The organism is Variovorax jilinensis (assembly GCF_030316885.1).
GTDB classification, from domain to species: Bacteria; Pseudomonadota; Gammaproteobacteria; order Burkholderiales; family Burkholderiaceae_C; genus Variovorax; species Variovorax jilinensis.
Genome location: NZ_JASZYQ010000008.1, coordinates 13,452 through 37,341, shown reverse-complemented (window position 1 = coordinate 37,341; position 23,890 = coordinate 13,452). Strand labels below are relative to the sequence as shown.

16 protein-coding genes are annotated in these 23,890 nt (G+C 64.9%); 3 read left to right on the top strand and 13 right to left on the bottom strand.

The window, feature by feature from the left end; all coding sequences use genetic code 11:
- Positions 1–31: 31 nt before the first annotated feature.
- From QTH87_RS22535 to QTH87_RS22525, 3 genes are all read right to left on the bottom strand, one after another.
- Positions 32–2,968: an FAD-binding and (Fe-S)-binding domain-containing protein gene (locus tag QTH87_RS22535; protein ID WP_286612306.1), complete on the bottom strand. Its 2,937-nt coding sequence runs from the start codon at positions 2,966–2,968 to the stop codon at positions 32–34.
- Positions 2,969–3,282: 314 nt separating this feature from the next.
- Positions 3,283–4,668, bottom strand: coding sequence for an aldehyde dehydrogenase family protein (locus QTH87_RS22530; protein WP_286612305.1), 1,386 nt, complete (start codon positions 4,666–4,668; stop codon positions 3,283–3,285).
- 189 nt (positions 4,669–4,857) lie between these two features.
- Positions 4,858–5,376, bottom strand: a complete 519-nt coding sequence (locus QTH87_RS22525; protein WP_286612304.1) for a hypothetical protein — start codon at positions 5,374–5,376, stop codon at positions 4,858–4,860.
- Between the two features lie 804 nt (positions 5,377–6,180).
- Here QTH87_RS22525 and QTH87_RS22520 point away from each other — a divergent pair.
- Both QTH87_RS22520 and QTH87_RS22515 read left to right on the top strand, forming a co-directional pair.
- On the top strand, positions 6,181–8,547 hold the full coding sequence (locus tag QTH87_RS22520; RefSeq protein WP_286612303.1) for a di-heme oxidoreductase family protein: 2,367 nt from the start codon (positions 6,181–6,183) through the stop codon (positions 8,545–8,547).
- 393 nt (positions 8,548–8,940) lie between these two features.
- Positions 8,941–9,801 (top strand): hypothetical protein, encoded by an 861-nt coding sequence (locus tag QTH87_RS22515; protein WP_286612302.1) that lies wholly within the window; start codon positions 8,941–8,943, stop codon positions 9,799–9,801.
- Between the two features lie 72 nt (positions 9,802–9,873).
- Here the strand turns inward: QTH87_RS22515 and QTH87_RS22510 are convergent, their stop codons facing one another.
- Genes QTH87_RS22510 through QTH87_RS22500 form a run of 3 tightly spaced genes read right to left on the bottom strand, consistent with a single transcriptional unit; the run spans position 9,874 to position 15,628 of the window.
- Positions 9,874–11,325: an efflux transporter outer membrane subunit gene (locus tag QTH87_RS22510; RefSeq protein ID WP_286612301.1), complete on the bottom strand. Its 1,452-nt coding sequence runs from the start codon at positions 11,323–11,325 to the stop codon at positions 9,874–9,876.
- 1 nt (position 11,326) lies between these two features.
- Complete coding sequence (locus QTH87_RS22505; RefSeq protein WP_286612300.1) at positions 11,327–14,488, bottom strand: efflux RND transporter permease subunit; 3,162 nt, start codon at positions 14,486–14,488, stop codon at positions 11,327–11,329.
- Positions 14,489–14,500: 12 nt separating this feature from the next.
- Positions 14,501–15,628 (bottom strand): efflux RND transporter periplasmic adaptor subunit, encoded by a 1,128-nt coding sequence (locus tag QTH87_RS22500; protein WP_286612428.1) that lies wholly within the window; start codon positions 15,626–15,628, stop codon positions 14,501–14,503.
- Between the two features lie 630 nt (positions 15,629–16,258).
- On the opposite strand from QTH87_RS22500, the gene QTH87_RS22495 reads away from it, so the two are divergent.
- Positions 16,259–16,990 carry a response regulator gene (locus QTH87_RS22495; protein WP_286612299.1) on the top strand — a complete coding sequence of 244 codons (732 nt, stop codon included), beginning with the start codon at positions 16,259–16,261 and terminating at the stop codon, positions 16,988–16,990.
- A gap of 115 nt (positions 16,991–17,105) precedes the next feature.
- Here the strand turns inward: QTH87_RS22495 and QTH87_RS22490 are convergent, their stop codons facing one another.
- The 7 genes from QTH87_RS22490 to QTH87_RS22460 all read right to left on the bottom strand — a co-directional run bounded on the left by QTH87_RS22490 (position 17,106) and on the right by QTH87_RS22460 (position 23,890).
- A complete protein-coding gene (locus QTH87_RS22490) occupies positions 17,106–18,536 on the bottom strand; it encodes a TolC family protein (protein ID WP_286612298.1) in 1,431 nt (476 codons plus the stop codon).
- A complete protein-coding gene (locus QTH87_RS22485; protein WP_286612297.1) occupies positions 18,536–19,459 on the bottom strand; it encodes an HlyD family secretion protein in 924 nt (307 codons plus the stop codon). Before QTH87_RS22485 ends, QTH87_RS22490 begins: the two co-directional genes overlap by 1 nt.
- A gap of 3 nt (positions 19,460–19,462) precedes the next feature.
- Complete coding sequence (locus QTH87_RS22480) at positions 19,463–19,693, bottom strand: DUF1656 domain-containing protein (protein ID WP_286612296.1); 231 nt, start codon at positions 19,691–19,693, stop codon at positions 19,463–19,465.
- Positions 19,690–21,732 (bottom strand): FUSC family protein, encoded by a 2,043-nt coding sequence (locus QTH87_RS22475; protein ID WP_286612295.1) that lies wholly within the window; start codon positions 21,730–21,732, stop codon positions 19,690–19,692. Before QTH87_RS22475 ends, QTH87_RS22480 begins: the two co-directional genes overlap by 4 nt.
- Positions 21,733–22,005: 273 nt before the next feature.
- The gene (locus tag QTH87_RS22470) at positions 22,006–22,278 is read right to left on the bottom strand and encodes a hypothetical protein (RefSeq protein ID WP_286612294.1); all 273 of its coding nucleotides are present in this window, start codon (positions 22,276–22,278) and stop codon (positions 22,006–22,008) included.
- On the bottom strand, positions 22,275–22,631 hold the full coding sequence (locus QTH87_RS22465; RefSeq protein ID WP_286612427.1) for a DUF1275 family protein: 357 nt from the start codon (positions 22,629–22,631) through the stop codon (positions 22,275–22,277). The genes QTH87_RS22470 and QTH87_RS22465 overlap by 4 nt, the downstream gene beginning before the upstream one ends.
- A 329-nt stretch (positions 22,632–22,960) precedes the next feature.
- On the bottom strand, positions 22,961–23,890 hold the full coding sequence (locus QTH87_RS22460; RefSeq protein ID WP_286612293.1) for an acyltransferase domain-containing protein: 930 nt from the start codon (positions 23,888–23,890) through the stop codon (positions 22,961–22,963).

Genomic DNA, 23,890 nt, shown 5'->3' with positions numbered 1-23,890 from the left:
ACGCGATACGGTGGAGGCGGCGAATCGCAGTTCATTCCACCTCACGGCTCAGTTGCTCCAGCAGGAAAACGAATGATTCGTAAGCTTGACCGGTCGCATGACGCATGCCCATCTCGCACGTGCGGTTCGCCGACAGATAGGCGTCCGCCGGATGCCTGTCCAGCACGGCCTTGACCTCCCGGGTTGCCGAGACCACCAGTTCGGGATGCAGCAAACCGCGGTCGCCGGCAGTCCCACAACAGGTGGTTCCAATCGGCACCTCGACATCGTCGGCCAGGGCCGCGGCAATCTCTTTCAATTGATTCGCAAGTCCCAGGTGCGTGATCGAGCAGGTCGGATGCACGACAACGCGCGACAGCTTGCCAGGGATGGAGAGCGCAGGAAGGAGTTCATGGCACCACGCAATCGAATCACGAATATCCAAGCGACGATGACGTTCCTGCCGCTCCGGATCGAGATGCCTACCTACATCGTCCAACAGACCCAAAGTGCACGAGGCGGCATCCACGATGATCGGAAGGTGGGCGCCATCGCTCCAACGCCAGAGCGCATCTGCGATCGCGGTGGCCATGAATGCATGGCCCGTGCGATAGCCTTTCGAGTGCCAAGGCGTCGAACAACACAGGCCGGCAACGTCCGGGGGAATCCAAAGTGAGCGTCCGGCTCGTGCCGACAGGGCCACCAAGACCTCGGGCAGCGACGGCGCTGGCGCGCGCCCAGGATCACGGCCGAACATGCGGTTGATGCAAGCGGGAAAGTAGACCGCGGTGGCGCCGTCGCGACGAGTTGCCGGAAGTCGTCTTGCCACGTGCGGCATCGGACCGGGCACTGCAGGTATCACGTCGCTGCTGACGATGGTTCGAACGCCGGCCATGATCCCTGTGAGTGCGTTGACACCGAGAACCTTCGCGGCGATCTCGCTCGCACGCAATCCCACACGTGACAGGCTCTCTACCTTGGACCAGTTCCTCGCAAGGAACAGCGCCACCGCTTCGGCAGCCTCGCTGTTCTCCGCCACGCGAAAAGACTTAATGAGTTCACCCGTGTTGATCCCGATCGGGCATTGGGTCGCACAGGTACCGTCGCCAGCGCAGGTCTCGATCCCATCGTACTGATACTCGACCTGCAGTTGGGCGAGCATCGGGGAGCCCGGGGCCTGACGTGCCATCTCCCGACGGACCACGATCCGCTGCCGCGGCGTCATGGAGACGTTCCTGCTTGGGCAAACCGGTTCGCAGAAGCCACACTCGATGCAATGCATCGAGCCGGTGACGTTCTCGATCGTCGGGACCGACTTGAGCGCTTGGAGATGCAAAAGAGGGTTGCGAGTCAGGATGACGTCGGGCGCCAGGATGCCATGGGGATCTGCGAGCGCCTTCAACCGCCACATGATGTCCGTTGCCTTTGGCCCCCACTCGCGCTCCAAGAACGGCGCCATGTTCATCCCTGTCCCGTGTTCTGCCTTGAGAGACCCGTCGTATTTATCCACGACAAGATCGACCAAGTCGGACATAAAGGCGGCGTATCTGTCGCGATCCTCCGGGTTGGTGAAGTCGGACATGAGATTGAAGTGGAGGTTGCCGTGGGCGGCATGCCCCGCTACGCCGCCCATGTATCCATGCCTGCTGAGCAGGGCCTGAATATCCCGGGCACCTTCCGCCATTCTCTCCGGCGGGAAGCAGACATCCTCGATGACCATGCTGGCACCCGCCGGTCGCACCTTTCCCACGAGGCCGAGAAGGCCTTCCCGGACATGCCAGGCCAGTTCGACCGCTTCGGCGACGCTCGTGAACTCGACCGGGTGCACTGGCTTCGCATTTGCCACCAGATCCCTGACCTCCTGCTCGAGCAGGTCGAGCGCCGATCGATTCGGCGCACCGTACTCGACCAACAGAGCAGCCGCATTCGGATCCAAAGTCCTCCAGTAGGCCGGTGTGCCCTCGAACGCTTGCGCCGCGGCCACCAAGGCCGGCGCGACCATCAGTTCGACCGCGGTAGCGCCGAGGGCCACAAGATCAGGCACCAGGCTGACGCACTCGTCAATCGATGCGAACGCAATCCATGCCACGCCAGTGACCTCGGGCATGGGAACAGTCTCGATGACGGCCTCGGCGACGAACGCGAGCGTCCCTTGGGAGCCGACCAGCAGTCGGCGAAAGATTTGAAGCGGCGTGTCACCATCGAGGAATGCGCAAAGCCGATAGCCGTGAGTATTTCGGATTGAGTACTTGCGCCGGATCCGGTTGACGAGCGCCGAATCCGCGCGGATCTCGCGCTGGAGATCCAGCAGGCCGCTCGCCAGGTCCGGCGCTGCGGCCGCGAATGCAGCCTCCGCATCCGCCGCCGATGAGTCAATGATGGCGCCCGAGGTCAACACGAAGGTAAGCGCCGCGACCGTGCTGTAAGCATCGCGCTGCACAGTGCAACGCATGCCCCCTGAGTTGTTGGCAATGACGCCGCCGACGGTGCAAGCGCCCTCACTCGCGGGGTCCGGGCCCAGCCTTCGCCCATAGCGCGCTAGCATGCCATTGCAATGTCCGAGGATCGTGCCTGTCCGCGCCCGGAGCCGCAGGCCGCCAGCCTCCACCTCGGCGCCGTACCAATGCCGACGTACATCGATCAGCACGTCGTCCGATTGCGATTGACCGTTGAGACTGGTCCCCGCCGCGCGGAACGTGGCATGATGGCCATGCTCCCGGCAATAAGCAAAGATGCGCGCGATCTCTTCGCAACTTCGAGGCATCACGACCACCTGAGGCATGAGCCTGTAGGCGCTCGCGTCCGAGGCATACCGAACCAGATCGATCGCCCGGTGAAGGACACGATCCTCGCCCAACAGCTTGGTAAGTTCGGTCCTCATGGCTTCCGGCGTTCCGCCGATCGATCGATCGGGCAAGGCATCCTTCTGTGATGCCCCCTCAGGCCGTCCGATGCGTGCGGGATCCGAGGCCAGAAGCTTCTTGAACATGGTCAGTTTCCATCGAAGTAAACCAGTGGTCCTTCCCCACACACGCGCGCGCTGGCAACACCACGTTCGTATGCATTCCGCACGGAGCTATCGGCCGCGTAGGCATTCGAGCGAATGCCTGTCCCGACGGGTCGGACCCCGCAGTTGAAAGTGCGGCCGCCAAACGCCCGGGCCTCGAACCACCGCACCGTGTGCGCATGCGGGGTGCCGCGTCTTTCGCATGACGAGGCGGGACAAGTTTTCAGTCGCCTCGAAGGAGCCCCTCTGATGCCGGCCCGTCGGCGCCAGGTTCTCCAAGGAACCTCCGACTTCGCTCATGGCGTCAGTCGATTCAGCATCGCGCGCTCCAGACCATGCCGCGCATAAGGCGGGTAACGCACGCGCGGATCGACGCGGGTGCTGTGATGGAAGACGCCGCGGGCGTTCGTGAAAGCCTCGAAGCCCCACTTTCCGTGGTACTTGCCCATTCCCGAATTGCCGACGCCCCCGAATGGAAGCTCGGGAAAGAGCGGGTGAATCGCACAGTCGTTGATTTCCACGTCGCCCGAGCGCGTCGCCGATAGGATCGCGTCGATCACCTGGCTATCCTCGGCAAAGACATAGAGGCTCAGCGGACTGGGGCGCGAATTGACCCATCTGATGACGGAGGAGACTGAATCGATCGCTAGCACCGGCAGGATAGGGCCGAAGATCTCCTCCTTCATGATGAGCGAATCTTCGGACACATCCACCAGCACCGTGGGTGCGATGTAGCGTTCATCCACGTCGGTCTGGCCGCCCACGACCGCCTTGCCGCTGTCGATCAGTGCGGCCAGCCGATCGAAGTTGCGCCTGTCGACCACCCGCCCGTAGTCGGGACTTTGCTGCGGGTCGTCGCCGTAGAACGCACGAATCGCGTCGTCCAGGTGCTGCACGAACTCATCCTTCACATCGGGCCACACGAGCACGTGGTCGGGCGCGGTGCAGATCTGGCCGGCGTTCAGGAATCGTCCGTAGGCAATGCGTCGCGCTGCTACTTCGAGATCGGCCGATGAATGGACGATGGTGGGGTTCTTGCCGCCGAGTTCGAGCACGCAGGGGGTCAAGTTTTGGGCGGCCGCCTGGTGGACGATCTTGCCGACTCTGGGGCTGCCGGTGAAGAAGATCATGTCCCATTGCTGCGCCAGCAATGCCGTGGTTTCCGGCACGCCACCTTCGACCACCGCAACGGCACGGGGATCGAAATACTTCGGCACCAACCGCGCAGCAGCAGCGGCGCAGTTCGTCGCGACTTCCGAAGGCTTGAGCACCGCCGTGTTGCCCGCCGCCAACGCCGCGACAAGTGGGCCAAAGAGCAGCATGAAGGGCTCGTTCCAGGCGCCAATGATGAGCGAGACGCCCAGAGGATCCCGGTTAACCCGGACGTCACCCGGCTCGAAGACCATGGGTGTCGGCTCGGCTGTCGGTTTTACCCATGCATCTATGTGCCTGAGGGCGTAGGCCGCCTCCCTCGCGCAGTAGCCGACGTCCATGAGATCGGCATCAATCACGTTGCGACGCAGATCCTTCCAGAGTGCATCGCATAGGTCGTCATGGTGATCGGTGAACATTGCCTGAATCGCTTCAAGCTGGCGTTTGCGCCATCCGATTGGGCGCGTGTGGCCATCCACGAAGAACGCGCGTTGCGCTGCGACCAGGGGCGCGTAGTCGGGGAAATTCATGGTGATCTACTCCAGAAGATGTGAGGCGACGGCTGTGCAGGTTCTAAGGTGCACGCTGCCAGTTCCCACCCCACGCGAATTCAAGCCGGTTCGCCACCCCAGTTCCATCACTTCAGGGCAACTGCAGCGCCCAGTGGGATCGGGTCGGACTTGCCGCGCGCGGCGGGTGCACGAATGAATCTCACTCGTTCAGTCCACCGGTTGCCGGGCGTAGGCATGCTCTGCCGCAGCGATGGCGGCCGCCACCCGCTGACGATGGGACTCAAACTCCGCATCGAGCGAGGTGGCCGACTGTTCTTCCAGCTTGTCTCCATAGCTCACCGTCTCGGCAAGCTCACGCCCCACCCTGTATTCCGTCGCGTCGAGGCTGCGTTGCGCGTAGCGAGCGGACGCGGCGAGCGCGGCGCCCGCTGCGGCCACCTGCTTTTCTCCCCATGCCTGCGTTGCTGCCGCGTAGTAGTGCCCCGCGAGCGAAGCATCGATCCACGCCACCTTGCGTTCCAGATGCCTCCGACGGACCTCCTGGCCCGCAGAAAGCTTGTCTGCGATCGTCCTCAGGCTGAGTGCGTCCTGCCGGAGTCGGACGCTCGTGGCGGCGCCCGATTGCGAGGCCTCGCGCTCCAGCGCGTCGGCAACCTGGCGCAGTTCGATGGCCGCCTCCTTGAAGTGGCGCATGGACATGCTCGCCTGCGCCTGATCCAGTTGCATGCCGGGCCACGAGATTGGAACAGCAGGCGTTGCCACCTGGGCGATGGTTGTCGCAACGCCAGCCTTCGCCACCACACCGCTGGCCGTTTGCGCATGCGCACGCTGCGACTGGTGGGCTAGAGCCGCTATGAGCAGTGCGACCGCGCCAATGCGAAGAACCCTGCGGGACCTCGAGGTCGCCTTCGACAGCGATGTCGCAGGCATGGGCGCGTTCACCAACGAAGGCGCTCTGGTGTTCTGACCTCCAATCAATGAATGACCTCTGTCCACGCGGTGCCTTCGAATGGTTTTTCTTAATGATCCGGAGCAGCCCTGGTGACTGCGATGCCCCAGCATGGGCGGGCGCAGTTTCACAACCGTTTCGTTTTCCTATTCTTCCGTCACGCCTGACATGCGTGGGCATGGCGACGCCCCGGCTTCACCCTGGAAGTTGCATCTTGCCGAAGTGAGTGCAGCGCTCGCCACATCCATGACGGGCGGCCGTCATGGAGGCTTCATCTGGAGCCGCACGGCGTGCGCGCGCTCACGAGCCTGGGGGCCGAAATGCCGCGCGTCAATCGGCAAGCTGCAAGCCAGCGTCGGAGGATTCGCCTGCGCGCGGCTCGCATCTCCTGACAAAGTTGTCATCGACCAAGGCACGCCGCTACACGAATGATGTGAAGGGTCCCTCCTAAGTATTCGTTGTTACGCCTCGGTGGGCAGTCGCTCTGTCTGGCACGAAGTCTGCGGCACATGAACCGCAGGCCGCCAAGCACTCCGAACCCATCAGTGCAGCGCAGCCGACAACTACAAGGAAAGCGATTCGTGGACCCAAAGAAACTCCCAGCCGGAACGATGCCCCGGCGCACAGCAATCCTCCTGAGCGGACTGGCTGTCGCCGTGACCCTGAGCGCCTGCGGCGGCTCCGGTTCCGGGTCCGCCTCGCCGACCATCGGCACGCCGCTGCCAGCCGCGGTCGATGCATCTGCCGCAGCACCTCGGGAAGATCGTGCGCCGGGGGAGCCGGAGAACATCGGCGGCGACATTGATGTACCCAATCCGGTACCGCCTTCGCCACCTCTGCCCGCGACGCAGCCCATCACGGTGGATGCGAGCCTCGGCGTCACGAGCTTCCATCCTCTCTTTGCAGCTGGATCGCCAGTCACTGAAAAAATCCAGTATCGCGAGCCAGACGGAACGCTCGTCACACGGATGGGGATGCGCCCCACCGAACGGCATGCGCGAGAAAGAGGCGAGGACTGGACCGTCCCGGATGCAGGACCCGGACGCTATCTGACCTTCCCGTCGGTGTACTTCCAGAACCGCACCTACGGCATCGAGATCCGGGATCACGTTCCGGCAGGCAAGGCCCTCATCGAGATGGTCCTGGTAGTCAATGATGGAACCTTCGACGGCACCACCTTCAGCCTGTTTCGCAACAGCAACGACGAAGGCGTGCGCGACTACGGCTGGTCCCTCAACACCGGCTTCAACAATCCGAAGCTCGGCGGCAAGTCGATCTGCATGGCGGGCAGCCGCGACTGCGTGATCAGCTTCGATTCCTACTGGGACGTGCCAAAAGGCCAGCCGCATCGCGCCCTCAAGCTCGGCGACGTGATCGAGCTGTCGCCGGCCCAGCGTCTGGAGCGCTACGGCGACGGGATGCACGCAGGCGAGCCGGTCGCCGACAGCCTCCGAGGCAGGGCGGTCATCGACGGCGCGGGCAGCCGCTACTACTCGTTCGAGCAACTCTACGTCGTCGGCCAGGGCCTGGTGCCATGGTACGGCGTGCCGCCGCGCCTGAATTCCGCGCCCCTGCCCGATTCGACCCTGCTGGGTGGCGCGACGAGTCTGTCCTACAACTACTCCGAAGAGCCGATGCGTGTTTTCCAACAGATGGCAAACAACATCGGCATCGTCAACGCCAAGCGCTTCGTGCAAGGCCGAAGGCTCTTTCACACGTCTTTCCTCAGCGGCAAGCACTCCGAGCATCCAGATGACAATCCGGTGTTCGCTGCGCACGTGAATCAGCTCGGTCCCCGCTACAACCAGGAGCGCTGCATCGCGTGCCACACAGCCAACGGCCGCAGCGTGATTCCAGGCATCGGCGCGCGGCTGGACTCGATGGCCGTGCTCACCGCGGCCGAGGCCTCGACAGGCGTCCGTCCCTTGCCCGATGCCACCTACGGCTTGAATGTGCAGCAGCGCAGCCGTGACGCCGGCGCTCCAGACCACTCGGTGACCGTGCAGTCCTATGCGACCACGCTCTACACGCTGCCAGACGGCGAAAGGGTCACTTTGCAGAAGCCAACCTATGCGTTCAAAGGCCCAGCGCCCGCACAATTCTCGGTGCGCCAAGCAGCCCAGATAGTCGGCATGGGACTGATTGAGGCGCTGGACGAAGCAACCATCCTGGCGCTGGCTGATCCCACCGACCGTGACGGCGACGGCGTAAAGGGCGTGCCCAATTGGATCGCCGATCCGGAGAGCGGCAAGGTCCACCTCGGGCGCTTCGGCTGGAAGGCCGCGAAGGGCACGCTACGTCACCAGATTGGAGACGCACTGCTGAAGGACATGGGTGTCACCAGCCCGGTCTATCGGTCCCGTGGCTGCCTGCAGTTTGACCCGGACTGCCGCGCCGCGAGCACCAGCCCGGCGATCTCCGACACCGAGCTGCAACGCCTTTCCGACTACCTTGCGCTCTTGGCCGTGCCAGCCCAACGCAGCTTGCGAAGCGGGTTTCCGGCCGATACACGCATCTCGCCCGAGCACAACATCGATCCTGGCCAGATCGTTCGGGGCGGCGCGCTGTTCGCCCAGGCGCACTGCGTGGCGTGCCACACCGCGCAATTGAAGACTGGGACGACCCATCCCTTTGCCGAGCTGCGGGACCAGACGATACGGCCCTACAGCAACCTGCTGCTGCACGACATGGGGCCGGGCCTTGCCGACACCTTGGCCGAAGGCAAGGCCACCGCCAGCATGTGGCGAACGGCTCCACTGTGGGGCCTGGGTTCGCTCCCATATGTGCAAGGCAGCGACGGCGCACGCTACCTCCACGATGGTCGCGCACGCACGCTGATGGAAGCCATCGTGTGGCATGCCGGCGAGGCCTCCGCGAGCCGTGCCCGTTTCGAAGCGATGTCGAGGGACGAAAGAGCAGACGTAATCGCATTCCTGAGTTCGCTGTGATGCACCTCGGCATAAAGGGGGAGCAAAGCCTGAGCCGTGGAAGCATTTGCTGCGTACCACCCGCGAGCCCCCCCTTCTTGCTCAGTGCCGCCCTTCACCTAGCACAGGCCGGGGCGGCGCATTGAAGTCGGACCAAGCGCTGAATGCCCCGAACCAGGACAGCGGCAAATCGGGCATCGATCGCCGAAGGTGCCATCAGCAGCGCGACTCGGTGCTCCAGGCCAGTGCCGGCACATGCAGCCCCATGTCATCGGTGACCCTGGACCCTCATGTCCGTAACCCGGACGAAACCACACCTGCGCAGACTAAGGCCCATGGCCGACTGCGCAACGGCGGGCCGAGCGATGCCCGTTACGCGACTCGCCGATGTCGACCTGTACGAGGAGAATGGTCATGCACCGCGTGCATCTCACGAACCTGAATGCCGCCGAAAGTTTCGGCACCTGTCGAGCATCCACTGGCTCGCGCGAACTGACAAGGCGTCCGGACGACCACGTTCAATTCCAACGGCTCACCTCCCGCAAGGTCATGCCGGCCTTCATACGAAGCGTGCCCCTGCTCGGCCTGCTGGTTGGGGGACTCTGGCTCTCGGCGCCGGACAGGGCCGAGGCCCGCGCGATGCACCTGCCTGCGAAGTTGGCCGTCCGATGGCATCCAGAGGGGGGCGGCCCCCAGACGGTGACCGAGGTGGTACAGCTGCTTGAACTTGCACGGGGCACCTCGGCCACTTTCGAAGTCTCACTTCTTTCGGTCGATTTGCCCGGGGGTCCCGATCCAGGGCTTCAGATGTTTAAGGTCGAGCGGTCGACTTCATCGGGGTGGCGTTCGACCTACGAGATCCGCGCCACCGAAGGCCATCAGAAGCGCGCTGCGTTCCAGCAATGGCGCTGCCCGCTGACTCCTGCGCGGCGCATCGATGTGAAACTTGACCTCGGCTGGGTTTCCGAAGGTGCGCCTGTCGTGGGTTACTTCCGAGGCTGCGACAGCAACAGCAGCGCCGCTCAGCCGTCCACCGCGCCACGTGCAACCACGAGCGCCGGATGCATGCGCACGGTCCAGCGGTGGACCTCGGGGCACGTCAAGGTGGAGCATTGGCGCATCCAACCCGGGATGGACGTCCTGGAAGTCTCGCTTGAAGCAAGCAGCAAGCCCGTCGCGGTTTCCGATTTCCGTGACCATGTCGTGCGGCCACTGCTTGACCAAGGAATTCAGCCGCTCGACCACAGCACCCTGGAACTGGCGAGTCGGTGCTGATGAGCGTCCGCCCATGCGGCCGGATGGCGTACACGGTTTCCCTGCTTGCGTGTCGCCTGCCTGACTGGCTGGCTACTTGCCGACCACACGGCGCGTCTCGCCGGTGTCACGCACCCAGCCGCCGCCGAGCGACCGGTACAGGTCCGCGAGGCTTTCCAGGCGGCGCTCCCGCACCATGACCAGAGTCAGGCTGGCGTTGTAGAAGTCCGTCTGGGCCGATAGCACATTGAGGTAGCCGTCCAGTCCACTCTCATATCGGACTTGCGCGATATGAACGCGCCGGGCCTGGGCGTCCGCAAGGCGCTGCGCTGCGATCAGTTGTTCATTGAATGCGGTCCGGGCCGCGAGCCCGTCGGCCACCTCCCGGAACGCGATCTGTATGACCTTCTCGTAGCGGGCCACCGCGACCGCCTCTCGAGATTTGGCTGCATCCAGGTTGGCGCGGTTCGCCCCGGCGTCGAAGATGGGCGCCACCATGGCGGGGACGAACGACCACGCCCCCGATCCCGCGCCGAAGAGCCCACCCAGCGCCGAGCTCGCCGACCCAAATGAGCCGGTCAGGGCGATGCGTGGAAAGAAGGCAGCGCGAGCCGCTCCGATGTCGGCGTTGTACGACCGGAGTTGCGCTTCAGCCTCGAGGATGTCGGGGCGCTGAGCCAGCAGATCCGAAGGCAGTCCAGCCGGCAGGTCGTCGCGCAACGCCTGCGCGGCGAGCGGTACGGGGTCCGGCAACGTCGACGGCAATGGCTGTCCAAGCAGCAGAACGAGCGCATTCCGTGCGGCGGCCAGCAGGCGCACCTGCTCGGCCTCGTTGCCGCGAGCCTGCTCCACGATCGTCTGCGCCTGACTCAGGTCGAGATCGGACGCTGTACCGACCTCGAACCTGCGCTGCACGAGTTCGAGAGCGCCCGACGATGCCTCGAACGTGTTGCGCGTGACGTCAAGTTGTTCGTCCAGCGACAGGACGGCGAAATACTGCTTCGCCACCTGGGAGACCAGAAGGATCTCGGCGGCCTGGCGTGCATGGGCGCTCGCCAGGTATTGCTCGAATGCCGCATCGCTGAGGCTTTGCAGCCGCCCGAAAAGATCAACCTCCCATGCCACGGACACGGACGCGGTGACCGATTGGGCGACGACCGGCTTGCCACTCTGCACCAGGCTGACGGGGGTACGCGATCGGGCGCCTTGCGCATCCACGGTGACCTGCGGGAACTGCTCGGATCGCTGGATGTGGAATTCCGCTTGTACCGTCGCCACGTTCAGTACGGCGATGCGTAGGTCTCGATTGTTGCGCAGGGCCATTTGGACCAGCTGCTGCAGGCGTTCGTCGGTGAAGAAATCCCGCCATCCTGTATCGGCCGCGGAGGGGCGAGCTGGCGTTGCCACCTGGCTTGGCTCTCCGATCACGGCGGGATAGCGGGCCGCCACGGGCGCCGGTGGCCGCTGGTAGAGCGGCTGCAACGAACAGCCCCCCAATAGGAGCGCCACCGCACTGATGAGGCCGACATGCTGCAGATTTCGCATCTCATGTTCCTTCGGGCAGCACGGGAACGCGCGGCGCGGGCGGCGCCGCATCGACGCGCAGTACCGGCTTGGCCGTTCTGCCGGCCACCTGCACGTAGAACATCGGGATCATGAAGACGGCGAGAAAGGTGGCCGTCACCATGCCGCCGAGCACGCAGACACCGATCGCGTTCTGGCTCGCTGAGCCAGCACCCCTGGCAATAGCCAGTGGCAGCACGCCTAGCCCGAACGCCAGCGACGTCATGAGGATCGGACGCAGTCGCATGTGCGCGGCCTCGACGGCGGCCTCCAACGGGCTCCGGCCCTTGGCCTGCAACTCCCGCGCAAACTCGACGATCAGGATGGCATTCTTTGCCGACAACCCGATCGTTGTGAGCAATCCCACCTGGAAGTAGACGTCATTGGACAGGCCGGTCATCGTGGTGGCGCACAGGGCGCCCAGGACGCCCAACGGGATGACCAGAAGCACGGAGACAGGAATCGACCAGCTTTCGTACAAGGCCGCCAGGCAAAGGAACACCACGGCGATCGACAGTGCGTAGAAGAACGGCGCCTGGGAGCCGGACTGCTGCTCCTGAAGCGAGATGCCTGTCCACTCGTAGCCGATGCCGGCCGGCATCTGCTTCATCAAGCGCTCCATGGCGGCAATGGCCTGCCCGGTGCTTCGACCCGGAGCGGCCTGACCCTGGATCTCGATAGCGGGAACCCCGTTGTAGCGCTGCAGTTGCGGCGGGCCATAGGTCCACGTCCCGGTTGCGAAGGCCGAGAACGGCGCCATTCGCCCTTCTACATTGCGAACGTAGAGTGCGTCGAGATCCTGTGGGTTCATCCGGTACGGTGCGTCGGCTTGCACGTACACCTTCTTGATCCGGCCATCGGTGTCGAGAAAGTTGTTGACGTACTTCGAGCCCCAGGCGATCGAGAAGGCTTGATCCGCATCGGCGACGGCGACGCCCAAGGCGCTCGCCTTCTCGCGATCCACGTCGACCTTGAACGTGGGGTTGTCGGGCAGTCCGTTGCGCCGGACCAGCGCGAGATCCGGGTCGTGCCTTGCGAGTTCGAGCAGCCTTTCCAAGGCCCTTGTCAGCTGCTCATGGCCGAGTCCCGCACGATCCTCGAGCTCGAAATCGAATCCCGACGCTGTACCGAGTCCCTGAATCGCAGGAGGCGTGATGGGGATGATGATGGCGTCCTTGTTCGATGCGAAATGCTTGGCCAGGCGTGCGCTCAGCGCGCCGGCGCTGAGCTCGGCCTTGGCCCTCAAACGCCAGTCTCTGAGCTGAACGTACACCAGTCCCTGGCTCTGGCCGCGGCCTGCGAAGTTGAAGCCATTGACCTGGAAGCTGCTTTCCACGGCCTCGGCTTCATGCTCTGAAAGGTAGGCCCCGACGGCATCGAGGATCAGGCCCGTGCGCTCCATCGTGGCGCCGGGCGGCGTCTGCACCTGCACATAGAAGAAGCCCTGATCCTCCGTCGGCAGGAACGAAGCAGGCAAGTGGATGAACAGCCCCGCCACGGCTGCGATGACGCCGATGTAAATGGCGAACCAGCATCCGGCGTGCAGGATCACATGGCGAACTCCTTGGACGTAGCGCGCGCGCGTGCGTTCGAAGGCGCGATTGAAAGATCCGAAGAGGCCTCTCTCCCCTGTATCTGAGCCGGCGGCCGGCTTGAGAATCAGGGCGCAGAGCGCGGGCGTCAGCGTCAGGGCCACGAACACGGACAGCAGCATGGCGGAGACGATAGTCAGCGAGAACTGCCGGTAGATGGCGCCTACCGTCCCACCCGAGAAAGCCACCGGCACGAAGACCGCACTCAGCACCATGGCCACGCCAATCAGCGCGCCCGACATCTGCGCCATGGCCTTGCGCGTGGCATCCCCCGCGGGCAGGCCCTCCTCGTGCATGACGCGCTGGACGTTCTCGACCACCACAATGGCATCGTCGACCAGCAAGCCGATCGCCAGAACGAGACCGAACATCGACAGGGTGTTGATGGTGAATCCGAGCGCCGACATTGCACCGAAGGTTCCCAGCAAAACGACTGGCACCGCCAAGGTCGGTATCAAGGTTGCGCGAAGGTTCTGCAGGAAGACGAACATGACCAAGAAGACCAGCGCGATGCCCTCGAGCAGGGTCTTCACGACTTCCCGGATCGACGCCTTGATGAAGGGTGTTGCGTCATTCGGGTAGACCACCTTCAGGCCCGGCGGAAAGTACGCCGACAACTCCGTGACCCGAGCACGCACGGCCGAGGCGATGGCGAGTGCGTTCGCGCCGGTGGCCAGCTGGATGGCAATGCCCGAGGCCGGCTTACCGTCGTATTTGGTATCCACACTGAAGTTCTCGGCCCCGAGCTCGATGCGTCCTACATCCCGCAGGAGCACCCGAGAGCCGTCGGGGAGGACCTTGAGCAGGATCGCGCCAAAGTCCGAAGGCGTGCGCAGCAGCGTGGCGGCCGTGATGGTGGCCGTCAGCTCCTGGCTCGGCACGGACGGTGCGCCCCCGAGTTGGCCGCCGGACACCTGCACGTTCTGACTGGTGATCGCCGCCGTCACATCCACGGGTGTGAGCGCATAGCTGTAGAGCTTTGCGGTGTCGAGCCACACCCGCATGGCGTATTGGGTCCCGTAGACGTCGAAGTTCCCGACGCCATTGATGCGGCTGACGGGATCCTGGACATGCGAGACCACGTAGTTTGCGATGTCGAACTTGTTCATGCCGCCGTCGGTCGACACAAAGCCAATCACGAGCAAGTTGGCGCTGCTGGACTTGGTGACGCGAATGCCGGCCTGCTGGACCTGCGCGGGCAGCAACGGCGTCGCGAGTTGCAGCTTGTTCTGCACCTGAACCTGCGCCACATCGGGGTTTGTTCCTGGCGCAAAGGTGAGCGTCGTCGTGGACTGACCCGTGTCATCGCTGACCGACGACAAGTACAGCAGGTGATCCAGCCCGCTCATCTGCTGCTCGATCACCTGAACGACCGTGTCCTGCACAGTCGTCGCGGAGGCCCCGGGATACATCGTTGCGACCTGCACGGTCGGTGGCGTGATCTGCGGATACTGCTCGACCGGCAGCGTGAGGATCGAAAGCGTCCCCGCCAGCATGATCAGGATCGCGACGACGATCGCAAAGATCGGTCGTTGAATGAAGAACCTGGTCATTCAATCCACCGTCTACCTGGATTGGCTCGTTGCGTCCGGTACGGTCGCCGGTGCCGCCACGCCCTCCACGACGCGTACTTGAGTGCCGGGCGTCACCTTCTGCAGGCCGGCCACGATGACCCTGTCGCCATCGACCAGGCCGCCGTCGACCACCCAATGGTTCCTGATGGTGCGGGTCGCCTGCACCGTGCGCTGCGCGACCGTGTCCTGCGGCCCGACGACCATCACGGTGGCGTGACCGGTCACGTCATGGGTCACACCAATCTCCGGCACCAGCGCGGCATTCACCTCGACACCGTGGTCGATGCTCGCGCGAACGAACATGCCCGGCAGCAGCGTGTGGTCCGGGTTTGGGAAGACTGCCCGGATCGTCACTGAGCCCGTGCCGGCATCGACGCTGACATCGGTGAACTCAAGCCGGCCCGGCACCGGATAGATGGATCCATCTTCGAGCGTGAGCTGGACCTTGGCGGCGTCGGCTCCGCTGAGCGTCAGCTTGCCCATGGCGATGTCACGACGCGCGCGTAGGCCGGCGACGCTGGAGCGGTTCAGGTCGACGTAGATCGGGTCGAGTTGCTGCACGGTGGCCATCAGCGTCGCCGCACTCGCCTGCACATACGCGCCCTCGGTGACCTGCGAGATCCCGATCCGGCCGCCGATCGGCGATGTCACCTCGGTGTAGGCCAGATTGATCCTGGCCGTCTCGACGGCTGCCTCACCCGCCGCGACGGCCGCCAGTGCCTGGCCCTGCGCGGCGACTGAGTTGTCGAGGTCCTGCCTGCTGACGGCATTCACCCCGATGAGCTGCCTGTCGCGGTCCGCCAATGCCGAGGCCGCCACGGCATTCGCGCGTGCGTTCTGCACCAATGCTTGCGCGCTGCGCAAGGCCGCGCGGAATGGTGCAGGGTCGATCCGGTAGAGCAGCTGGTTTGCCTTGACGTCGGTGCCCTCTTGGAATGCCCGCTGCAAAACGATTCCATCCACCCTGGCGCGGACCTGCGCCACGCGGTAGGCGGTGGTGCGGCCGGGCAGCTCGTCGTGAAGCGCGACAGGCATGCTGCGCACCGTGAACACTTCGACCTCAGGCCGCGGCGCCGCCGCGGGAGGCGACTTCGATTCGCTGCAGCCCGCGAGCAGCATGACGCCGCAGGCGCAGGCCACGCAGAGCCGGCGGACGACGTCGTTGAAGGCAGGAGAAGACATGACGCGGATCCATCAACTATTCGGCGCTGCAGACTGGCTCGGCTGGAGCCAATGGATTCCGCGGGAGACGCGACTTGGCGGGACCGCCATTCTCCGCGCCAGTTCTTGAGCGCCCTGCAGCCGGACGACCGCTGGGGCATGGAGTCGGGCGGCAACAGTACATGTCCTGTAGGTGGCTCGCATGCTGGTTCCTTATCAAGGAAGGTGGTGTGGCTGATCTTGCGCATGCATCGTCTCGCGCCGGTTTCACAAACGCACGGCCGGATTTCAGCCGTAGCGTTGCGCCAGCCTAGACGCCCGAGCGTTATTGCCTTGTGGCGTCAAGGCACAGGGCCCTACGGTCGCGCGGACTCGGCTCGTTGCTCAGCAAGCGATCCGATGGGCGCGCACAGGGGTAAGAAGGAAAGCAACCGCCTCGGGAGCCGAAACCGCTACAACGATTTTCAAGACTTTCCGGTGGAACGGTTGCGAGCGCAGTCAGGGCGATCGATATTCAGGGGCATGTCGCGGAGGCCGCGTGATCGCCAAGACCCGCATCTACTTCGATCCACTCAACTTCCCCTCGTCATGAACTCCCGCCTGCCACATATCCTGGTCGCCAATGAAGACCCCGCTGTCCAGGGCCTGCTGACCGAGTACCTGAGCGACAACGAGCTTCGCGTGAGCACCGCTACCACTGTAGAGCAGATGTTCATGGTGCTTAAGGAAGCGGCCGTCGACCTCGTCATGCTGGACCTGCGCATCGATGGACACGATGGCCTGCAGCTCGCCAGCGAGTTGCGCAGCTCGAGCGACATTCCCGTCATCTTCCTCACAGGCAAGTGCGATGAAGCCGATCGTGTCATGGGACTGGAGATCGCGGCCGACGACTACATCACCGAGCCGTTCAGCCGTCGAGAGCTGTTGGCTCGCATTCGTTCGGTGCTCCGACGCTATCGGCTGAGCGGCAACTGCGCGCATCTGAAGGAATCCACGCGACGCGCCTATCGCTTTGCCGGCTGGGAACTCAACCTGATGACGCGGCGACTTCGGGCTCCTGAAGGGCAGCGGGTCGCGCTCAGCAACGGGGAATTCAATCTCCTGCTCGCGATGTGCGAGGCGCCGGAACGCGTGCTGACGCGGGACCAGTTGCTGGACCTCTCGCGTCTGCACGGGGCAGAAGTCTATGTGCGTTCGGTCGACGTTCAGGTCATGCGGCTGCGCCGCAAGATCGAAGCCGACCCTTCGGAGCCCCGCTTCATCCTGACGGAGCGCGGCGCAGGCTACTTGTTCAACGCGAAGGTGAGCGCTCTTTCCTGATGCTGCCCGGTGCCGGTCCGGGAGCAGGTGTCGTCACCGGTAGGCTTGGTGGTACAGACCGCCGGCCACGGCACCGGCGCCAGGCCACATTCCCATGCTGCACGCGCAGCCCACCTCATCGTCCAGGCGAACCCTGCCAGCCTCCCCCCAGGGCCAGGAAGAGCGCCACCTGGTCAGCGGCAAGCCGCGTGTCCGCCGCCGCGACCGCCTGCGCCGTTTCGGTGCTGGTGCGCGCGGCTTCGAGGACAGCCGTGATGCCCTGACGCCCCGCAACAAACAGACGCTCCACGTCGGCAGCGGCGCGCTGCGCCTTTCGTTCGGCAGCATTCAACGCCACTCGAGCATCGATGTCCTTGGCATAGACGACCAAGGCACTCTCGGTCTCGCGCAGCGCAGTCAGCATGACGGCATCGAACCTCGCTGCGGCTGCGCGTTCGTCGGCCTCCTGCGCGGAGATTCGAGCCTTCGCACTCCTTCGATTGGGGAATTGCCACGTGATCAACGGCCCGATCGAGAACTTGTTCGTGCCCGCCTCGAATGCGTCCTTCATCAACCCTGCGGACCCGATCGAGGCGCCTATCGCGACCTTCGGATACAGGTCGGCGACGGCAGCGCCGGTGCGATAGTGGGCCGCCCGAAGGACATTCTCTGCCTGGCGTACGTCGGGGCGCCGTCGAAGAAGCGCACTGCCGTCGCCGACCGGAAACGCCTCGGCAAGCCGAGGCTCCTGCTGACAGCCTTCCACTTCAGGCGGCAGGCCAGTGGGGGCGCGGCCTACCAGCGTTGCCAGCCGATAGAGCGCCACCTGCTTGCGCGCGGCGAGCGGCGGCAGGCTGGCGCGGATCTGGTCCTCGTGTGCAGACAGGCGGGTCGTGTCCAGGTCGATGGCACGCCCGCCGCCCACCAGACGCTGCGCGAGTGCGACACGTCGCGCCTGAAGCTCCACAAGGCGTGAGGCCACAGCCTGCTCGCGCGCCATCGCGCACGCCTCGAGATAGGCGCGTGTGGTCTCCGCAATCACCGTGACACGGACCGCGTCGTAGGCGGCCTGACTGGCCGTGACGTCCGCATCCGCCGCCTCGATGGTCCGGGCAACCTGGCCGTACAGGTCGATCTGATAGGACACGGCCGCATTGAAGCCATACAGCCATACGCTGGGCAGCGGCTCGGTGCCCTTGAGTTCTTCCTCGGCGGATAGCCGTTCGAAACCCAGTCCCAGATCCAGTGCGGTGACCGGCTCGGCCGCAACTTGCGACAGCGACAGCGCCGCGCGGGACCTGGCAAGATTGGCGGCAGCGACCTTGAGGTCGGTGTTCGCCGCGATGGCCGCTTGAACCAACATATCGAGCACCGGATCCTGGTACAGGCGCCACCAGTCACCGGGCACCGCCGCCGCTGAAAAGACGGATTCGTCCGCACCGCGAAACGCGCCGACGGACGCTCCCAGCTCAATCGCAGAAGGCGGTGAAGGCCGCTCCGCTAGGCCCGAGCAGGCGGCGAGGGCCGCCGCTGCCGCTGCACATCCGAGGTTGGCAAGTGCGCGCATCAGTGGCCTCCCGCGGTCAGTGAACAGGGCCTGGACGGCGCAGGACCTGCGGACGGGCGGACGTCAACGGTCGCGGTCTGTCCCATGATCAGGCGGACATCCTCAGAAATCGGGTCCAGCCGCACGCGCACCGGGATGCGTTGCGCAAGGCGAACCCAGTTGAACGTCGGATTCACGTTGGCCAGCAGGCTGAGGCTGGCGACGCGGTCTCGGTCGTCAATGCCCGCTGCCACGCTGTCTACCCGACCGGCAAAGATGCGGCTGTCGCCCATGAGTCGCACCGCCACCGGATCGCAGACGTTGATGCGAGGAATCTTGGTTTCCTCGAAGTATCCGACAACGTGCAGGGAGTCCCTGTCGACGAGTGCCAGTACAGGGTGCCCGGCTGCCGCGTAGGTGCCGGGATAGAGATTCAGGTTGGTGACCAGGCCGCGGACCGAAGCCCTGACCTCCGTGCGGGCAAGGTTCAGGCGTGCGGTGTCGATCGCCACCTGCCCCTGCGCCAGGAGGGCGACGAGCTGCTCGACCTTCGCCCGCCCCTGTTCCTTCAGTTCGACGGCGACGAGGTCGCCAAGCTCGGCGTTGCGCCGATCCTCCCGGCGGGCCTGTGCCAGCTGGACGCGCACACTGTCATGCGCGGCCCTGGCGTGTGCCAATGCCTGGATGTAGCGCGGCTGGTCCAGGACGAACAGAATATCGCCGACTTCTACGGACGCATTGTCCCGGACCCGTACCTCGGTGACCAGCCCGGACACATCCGGCGCGATCTGTACCACGTTGGCGCGCACCCGTCCGTCGCGTGTCCAGGGCTCGACCCGGTATTCCACCCAGAGCCAGCGTCCCACGTAGACCGCCAGCGCTACCACGGCGAGAGTCAACGCCACCCTGCCAAGCGACGCGAGATCGATCTTGATCGTACGCATGATCTACGACAACAGCACGCCGAGCGCGGCGGAAGAGGATGAGACCGCGAAGCCCACGGCACCCCAGAGCACCACGAAGAGCGCGATGTCGAAGAGCCCGGTATGCCAGACGTGGCGGTAGACGCCCGCGGACATCAGCGCCCGCCTCAGCAGCATCTGGAGCAGGAGCGCCAAGGCTCCCGTGACGAGCGCACCGTTCACGAATACGCCGAACAGGTTGATGTCTTCGATCATGCATTTGCCTCCTGCGGACGAAAGGCGGGCGCCGAGGGAAAGAGATTCCGACGAAGGCCCACGCTGGCCACGATGGCCTGATCGTGCGAGCTGCTGCGGGGCACCCCCAGCATCGATCGGATCGATTCGTCGATGCGTCTGAGCAAGCGTGGGGGAAGGGTCGATTCATGGCCTCGCCCCAGGGCGTCGAAGTACGCCCCGAGTTCCGCCAGCAGGCATTCGAGGGGACTGCGCTCGGACCCCATCACCTCGCCCGCAGCCGCGCGCAGCGCGATGACATGAATGCCGATGCGCAAGTCGCCGAGCACATCCGCACCAAGCGCCCTGCCCTCCTGCATCGCACGCGCGAGCCGGGGCTGCACCAGTCCTTCCCGGTCCAGCATGACACTGACCCATGCATTGCGCTGCAAAGGCCGAATGCCAACCGCCAACCCTGCGATGTCCCGCCAGCCGGCACGCAGGATTCGCCTAACGGCAAGCTCCGGCGGAACCACGCGAATCAGGCGCGTCACGCACAGGGCGAACAAGGCGCCGATGACGACCGCCACCCCGACATTCACCACGGTCACCAGGTCCCCGCGTGCGCTAGGCTGAAGCGAGATCAGCGCCTGCGATGCAAGCCCGAAGCCCAGACCTGGCATCGCGAGCCTTGGCGTGGCCAGCAGCAAGCCCGTCAGCATCAGGATGGGGAACAGCGCGAACGCCAGCATGGCGAATCCGTCCAGGAGAGGAAATACGGCTAACTGATAGGCGGCGGCTACGGGCACCGCCACCAGGGTCAGCCCGGCCAGCATGCGCTGGGCTGGCGCGGGATCGTCAGCGACGGCCAGAACCATGGAAGCCGCTGCAGTAATCCCGACAGCTATCGCCCCCTGCGACCACCCGATCGTCATCGCAAACACGCCCGTCGCTGTCACGGCAACTCCGGCCGCGATGCCGGTATAAGCCGCCATGCCGCGGTCCAGGTGCAGCTTGCGCGGAAGATCGCAGCCCTGCGGAATGAGCACGAACGTTGGCGCCTTCGGGGATTCCAGAGAGTCGGACAACGCCAGGCTGCGCTGCCAAGCGGTCACCAGGCCTTCCAGTTGGGCAAGGAGATCCGCGGTGATGATCTCGGTCCACGACGCATCGGTACCCAGCGGCGGCGCCGCCGACCGGCAAGCGTCCAACAGTCGCGCGGCGTGCGCGGGATCAGGCTCTCCATCTGACAGGACCCACGCATGCACCTCCTCCACCACCCTCAAAGCCCGACCGGACGGCAAGCCCTGGCCGCGCAGGTCCGACACGAGCTCTTCCACCGCAGCCAACAACGGGAGGATCTCCACCAGGTGGGTTTCCAGCGCCCGCATGTGTGCCGCGCTGTCGCCTGCCGTCGCGTTCTCAAAGCGAAGGTTGTCGCTGAGCGCATGGATTTCGCCCAGATCCACTGCCATGCGCCGCCTGCGTGCACTCGCGTCCGGAAGGGGGACTCCAGACCCCAGCGAGTTGGCGATCAGCTTGCGCATCTCTTCAAGCGCGGCGCGCAACCTGTTGCGCAACATGCCACCGGCGTGACGCGGAAACAGCAGTGTCTGCACCATCGCGGCACACAGAACGCCAATGGCCACTTCCTCGGTCCGCGCCAGCGCAATGTCGAATATGCGCGACGGATCGGCAACGACAGGCAGTCCGACAAGCGCCGTGGTGTATCCCGCTAGCATGAAGGCGTAGCTGCGAGGCGACCGGTCGAGCAGCGACAGGTACGTGCAAATGGCGACCCACCCTCCGATCGAGAACACCATCAGAAACGGCGTGTCGACCAGGTTCGGGATGATCAGGATGGCGATCACGAGAGCCGAAGCGGTGCCGAGCAGCCGGTAGAACGCACGGCCCCACACCGCTCCGACTACGGCACTCAGGGGTTGGCTGGTGACATACACGGTCAAGGCCGCCCAGTAGGGATTCGGCAGGTCGAAGTAGAAGGCCACGGCCAGTGCCAGCATCGCCGCGATGTAGCAGTTCAACGCATACATGACATTGCGTGCAGCGAAGAACCTCATGCGCGCCTCCGTCGCGGACAGACCTGGTTGCTCAGTCGCAGCCCTCGCCCTTCGGGGTGAAGATGAATGGGGTGTCCGACCTCCCGCTCCCCCGGCCTGCGCACTACCGCGGCGGCCGTGCTCCCTGCCGCCTCCAGCGCATGGCAACCCGGGCCCCAGTTTGCAACGCGGCCGTCCGGCCGGCATGACCGCAGCACGGTCGCGTCTGCTTCGTCGAGAGCGGCATCCTGGATCATGGCGCCGATGATCAGCCTCCTCGATTCAAGGCGCCAGTCAAGCCGCGTCAATCGCTGTAAAGCGAGGTGCGCCGCAGCCGACGATTCCCAAGGGTCGGCCGTCGACGACGATCGCAGTCAACATGACCACCGGAAGATGAAGCACAGGATCGCCGGCCCAGACCAGACCCAGGGGGCCCGCCACCGCGCGCAGGCCGAACGCGACGATGAGCATGGCGCTGCGCGCGACACCCTCGCGCTGGACGCGGTCCACCCCATCCAGCCAAAGCGCCGTGACGTCCAAGACCATCTTCGTCAGGTTGCCGTTCATGGCTGTCGTGGATCCAGGTCTGGGCGCGGGAGGTTGAGGCTGGCACTCTGCAGGCCCATGGCTGCTGCACCCAGCACGGCTGCACAAACGGCCCATGCCGGGTCCACGTCCCCTTGCGGCTCTGCGAGCCAGACCACCGCGGCAAATCCCGCGATCAGGGCGGCCTCCAGGATCAGCAACGGACGCAGCACCTCACGCGCCCGTGCCCTGCGACGATGGGCAACGACCTGGGCACCCGCGATGGCAACGACGAAGGCGCCGGAAGCGAGCAGCTTCAGCGCGTATCCATCGGACGCGCGCGCTAGGAGGTCACCGATCAAAGGGAATTTGCCGGTGATATGTGCCGGAAAAATCCGAGGGAGACGAAGGCGACGCTGTCGACGAACCCTGCGACGAAGCCCAACGCCATTGCGACAAGCCCCCTTGCGCGTTCGTTGCGACCCCGATCTGCTTCGAGGCTTCGCATGTCAGGCCCGCGTCCACGCGCCCCGGCCGCCCTCGCTTTGCAACGGTTTAGAACGCTTTCCGGGGTACCACAGGACGCTGGAGGCGACCTTGCTTTTCCCTCCACGACGGTTGGGTCGTCCCGCTGCTCCTGTTGCGCCAGCCGTCGGGCATTCAGCCGCCTTGCCACCTCCGAAAGGGATCGCTTGGCCGTCACGAACAAGGCTGCCCCCGGCGGTCAGGCAAAGCCGAGCCAGGCGCGGGCGCCCTCGAGCGTCCTGAATTCCTCCAGCGACCGGGCCGCCAAGCCGGGGTATGCGGCCGTCACCATGGCGCTCAGCGCCGAGCCGGGGCCGAGTTCCAGGAACCTCGTTGCCCCGCCTTCCACGCAACCTTGCAGGCAATCCGACCATTGCACCGTCTGGCACAGCTGATCGGCCAACTTGTCGAGCCCCGTCTCTGCATCGCTGACGGGCGTGCCATCGACACCACTCAACAGGCGGTTGCCGTTGGGCACCGGGCGTGCGAGCGGGTACGTCTGGAGGATCCGGCGAAAGTCGGTACGCGCGCGGGCCAGTCGTGGCGTGTGGGAGGCCACTTCCACCGGGATGTCGACGACCCGTGCGGCGTTCATCCTCCGTGCATCATCGGCGGCGGCACGCAACGCCTTGCGGCTGCCGCCGAGCACGAAGGTATTCGCCGGGTTGACGATCGCGATCGCCACACCGTGCCGTTCGCAGAGCGCGTTCACCAATGACGCAGGAAGGCCGCGCACGGAAAGGAGCCCGTCGTCTGGCGCCGATGCGGCATCCATGGTCTCGGCCCGCAGGCGCACAAGATCGAGGACGACGCCCGCGTCCAGACAACCCGCGACACCCCAGGCCGCCATCTCGCCGACGCTGTAGCCCGCGATGATCACCCGGTCAGGCCACGCTTCCTGGAGCGCCGCCGCAGCAGCGAGTGCCTGCAGGACACAAAGCAGTTGACCCTCCCGGTTGCGATGCAATGCCTTTAAGCCCTCGGATCCGACGAAGGCCCGCGGATCTCGTCCATCGAACAGCCACTTTGCCTGCGTGAACAAGCCAGCTGCCTGCGGCGCATCCGCGGTCAGTGCGAACATGCCCGCATGCTGCCACCCTTGTCCCGAGCATAGGAGCGCAAGTGCCAT